This window comes from Actinomycetota bacterium (assembly GCA_036280995.1).
In the GTDB taxonomy this organism is placed as follows: domain Bacteria; phylum Actinomycetota; class CALGFH01; order CALGFH01; family CALGFH01; genus CALGFH01.
In genome coordinates this window covers 1-3,521 of sequence record DASUPQ010000853.1, presented here as the reverse complement: position 1 = coordinate 3,521, position 3,521 = coordinate 1, and the positions used below count along the sequence as shown (strand labels likewise).

The following is a 3,521-nucleotide window of genomic DNA, read 5'->3' as shown; positions in this document are numbered from 1 at the left end:
CACATGTCGGCGATGTCCTCCAGACCCACGGTCCGGAGCATGGTTGGAGCGGCCTGGAGGGCCAGGCTTGCTTCGACGACGATGGCCCCGGCCGCGAGCAGCCCGGCGCAGACTCTGGTCCACTCGGCCGGCGGGAGCCGGCGTCCCAGCGGACGTGCGCAGGCCGGCAGGCCGAGCAGACCCAACCCGCTGAGCAGGAGCAGCAGCGTCATGGTGCGCGGTAGCGGTTGAGGAGCCGGCGGAGCTGGGCACGGTCGGCCGGGTCCATGCCGGCCAGGAAGTGGCTGAACACCGCCGACCGGTCCCGGCTATCGGCCAACAGGTCCTCCATGCGAGCCGCCACGTACTGCTCGCGGGTGATTACCGGGTGGTAGGCGTAGGCCCGCCCGTCACGGTGACGCTCGACCCGGCCCTTGTCGCAGAGGCGTACCAGAATGGTCATGACGGTGGTATACGCGGGCGGGTCTTGTAGGCGCTGATGTACCTCACCGGGCGTGAGCCAGCCGCCCTGATCCCAAAGGACGTCCATGACTGCGCGTTCCAGCTCACCCATCGACCGCCTGGTCATCGATCTCCTCGTGCCCTCGCTGCGCCAGTCTGGGCAAGAGCCTACCTGGTGTGGCGGGGAGGAGGACGCCGGGGGGTGGGCGCCCTCCTCCCACGTCGGTTACCCGATACCGGCGGCCGACCACTCCGTCTTCCACTCCAGGAGCTGGTCGATCTCGTTCTGTTGGGTGTCGACGATCTGCTGGGCGAGTCGTGTGACCTCGGGCAGCGAGCCGTCCAAGAGCTCGGTGTTGGCCATGTCGATGGCGCCCCGGCGGTGTGCGGCCATCATCTCGACGAACGCCAGGTCGAAGTCGGTGCCGGTGGACTCCATGAGCTGGCGCATCTCGGCCTCGCTCATCATGCCTGGCATCTCGGTGTCGCCGTGGCCGCCGTGACCTGCGGATGGTGTCGTAGGCTTGCCCCAGCTGCGCAGCCAGCCTTCCATCTGGGTGATCTCCTGACTCTGGCTGCTCACGATGCTGTCGGCGAGCTGGCGGAGCTCGGGCCGGTCGGTGTGAGTGTCCACCAGCTTGGCCATCTCGATGGCCTGCTGGTGGTGGGGGATCATGTTCTGAGTGAAGCTGACGTCGGCGTCGCTTGGCGCCGCCTCGGCCGGCCCGGTGCCCTGTCCCTGGTCCCCTCCGCCCTGGTTGCAGGCGGCCAGCAGGAAGGCAGCGGCCAGCACGAGCAAGATCCGTCGCATGGGGTGCTCCCTGTGATCTCGCGATGCGAGTTGCGGGCAGCTTGGTCCGGCTGCCCGCTCACGTCAGCGAGATGCAGAGCTCCTCAAGTGATCGCATGCGGGGTCGGCCCGGGTCGGCCCGGGCCGGATACCGGATGGGACCGCGCTCGTCGACGAGGCTGGGAGCGGTCTGGCGGCGCTGCTTCGGTTGCAAGAGGAGCAGCCCGGCCACCACGGCGAGGCAGGCGACCGTCATCTCCAGATGCATGCCGGCGCCGTCCTTGTCCCCGTCGGTCGCCGTCGTGAGTGACGGGGGTGTCGCCGTCGAGGAATGAGCGGCAACGCCTCGCATACCGGCGAAGGGGTCATGCCCGTGGCCATGGCCCGCCAGCATGAAGATGTGCATGGCAACCAGGCCCGAGAGCCCGACGATGATCAGTCGTGACACTCGCATCGCGCGAGCCTAGCCGGTATCGGCGGGTTGCGCATCCCATGCGGACTGCCGGCGGGTCCGCCACCCGCCGATACCGGTCGTTGACCGATACCTACTAGTCCACCTTGACTCGTCCGACCTGGGACTGCGGATTGAGGAAGGGGAGTCGCCTGGCGCCGGCGGTCACGCGGCTCCGGAGGCGGAAGATGTTGAGGCCTTCGGTGATGTTGGTCTCGTAGATGGAGCCGTTGTACCAGTAGCTCCCCCATGCGCCGCCGAGGGTGAGGTTGGCGGGGTCCAGCGGTGGCGGATCGGACCAGGCCACCGTGCGGGCATGGCGAGGATTGGTGAAGTCGACCACCCAGGTGCCGGCCTGGTAGTTGCCCATCACCAGCACGTCCCGCTTGCCGGTGGGGACGACGTTGTAGTTGTGGATGGTGCAGTTCTCCACTGCCGATTGGGGTCGGGGCAGCACCCAGGTGCCGAGCAGTTCCCCGCTGAAGGTATCGAAGAAGAACACGCTCTTGTTGAGGTCCGGGTCGGAAGCTTCGCATTCGGGCGCCACGCCGCCGCCAGGCTCCCAGCCCATGACGGTGACCCGGCCATCCCAGCTGAGCGCTGCCGAATGCCAGCTGGTCACGCCTTGGGTGGTGAAGCTGGTGACGAACCTGGGCCGCGCGGGGTTGGTGATGTCGTGGACCGTGGCCACCTCGCCGGCGCAGACGGCCAGGCGCCGGTGACCGTTCATCAGCACCCCGATGTCGTGGCAGGAGTTGGCTACCGGTGGGCCGCCGGCCGGGCCCAGGGTCACGTCGCGGATCACGCGGGCCCGCTCAGGCGCCTTTAGCGGGACCTCGATGATCTGGAACTTGCCGTGGGTCTCGCTGCACTGGTTGCCGAAGTTCGGATCCGGGCCGTAGGCCGGCTCGGTGCCGCTGTTGGCGACATAGATCAGGACCCGGTGGTGCTTGGGGTCGGGAACGACCGTGTGGGTGTGGGAGCCGCAGTCGGTCCCGACGGCCGTGATGAGGTCGTCGGCGCTGGCGTGGGCGGGGTCATCGACCCGGAAGATCTGGATGCCCTCGAACCCTGCCTCGGCCAAGGGGGCGTCACAGGTCTCCTCGGGAGTGGTTGCCGCGACCGGCGCGTCGACCGAGCGGAAGACCAAGTCGCCCCACACTCCGACGTCCCCCTGAAAGGCGCCGCAGTCCACCTCCGAAAGCACTCTGGGCCGGGTGGGGGAGGAGATGTCGATGACGCGGAACCCGCCGAACCAGATGCCCTGCACAGCGAACTTGCCCCAGAAGGCGACGTCAGTGAAGAACGGATCGAAGAAGCTGGTCACTGGCCGGTTGTCGTCGGTATGACCGATTGGCCGGAGGTTCTTGGTGTGCGGGTCGGTTTCGTGGCCGGCCTGAGCCGGCATCGCCGCCAGCAGCAGACTGACAACCAGTAGTAGCCCGAGGCAAAGGGATCGGCTTCGACGTCGCATGGCGTGCCTCCTCATCCCCAACGGCAGGGAGCGTGGGCTGAGCCGACGGAGCAGCCTAAACCGCCAAGAGAAGCCCCCTTTCGGCGGGCTGCCGCCCACGATCGTCGCCCCAGCCGTCCGATGAGTCAATCCCGTTTGAGTCGTTCGTCCTGTCCTGATCTCGGCGGATGGGCTCCTTCGACCACTGAGCCGGTTGCGACGGCATGTCGTACCAAGGACGATGTCGCTCGCCAGTTGATGGATGGCTAACCCTGAGCTGCACCGAAAGGTCGGCAACCGTGATCAAGCTCGATCATGTCAGCAAGACCTATGGGAACGAGGTCATCGCTCTCGACGACGTGTCGGTGGAGGTCGGCAAGGGCGAG

Annotated in this window: 5 protein-coding genes; all 5 read right to left on the bottom strand. The window is 67.4% G+C overall.

Annotated features, from left to right (window positions below):
* The coding region (locus VF468_28635; GenBank protein HEX5882253.1) for a hypothetical protein at nucleotides 1-212 on the bottom strand (212 nt) is incomplete at its 3' end.
* A complete protein-coding gene (locus tag VF468_28630; protein ID HEX5882252.1) occupies nucleotides 209-553 on the bottom strand; it encodes a BlaI/MecI/CopY family transcriptional regulator in 345 nt (114 codons plus the stop codon). The genes VF468_28635 and VF468_28630, both read right to left, overlap by 4 nt.
* 114 nt (nucleotides 554-667) lie before the next feature.
* The gene (locus VF468_28625; protein HEX5882251.1) at nucleotides 668-1,252 is read right to left on the bottom strand and encodes a DUF305 domain-containing protein; all 585 of its coding nucleotides are present in this window, start codon (nucleotides 1,250-1,252) and stop codon (nucleotides 668-670) included.
* 58 nt (nucleotides 1,253-1,310) lie between these two features.
* A complete protein-coding gene (locus VF468_28620; GenBank protein ID HEX5882250.1) occupies nucleotides 1,311-1,679 on the bottom strand; it encodes a hypothetical protein in 369 nt (122 codons plus the stop codon).
* Nucleotides 1,680-1,779: 100 nt separating this feature from the next.
* Nucleotides 1,780-3,255, bottom strand: a complete 1,476-nt coding sequence (locus VF468_28615) for a hypothetical protein (protein ID HEX5882249.1) — start codon at nucleotides 3,253-3,255, stop codon at nucleotides 1,780-1,782.
* Between the last annotated feature and the right edge of the window lie 266 nt (nucleotides 3,256-3,521).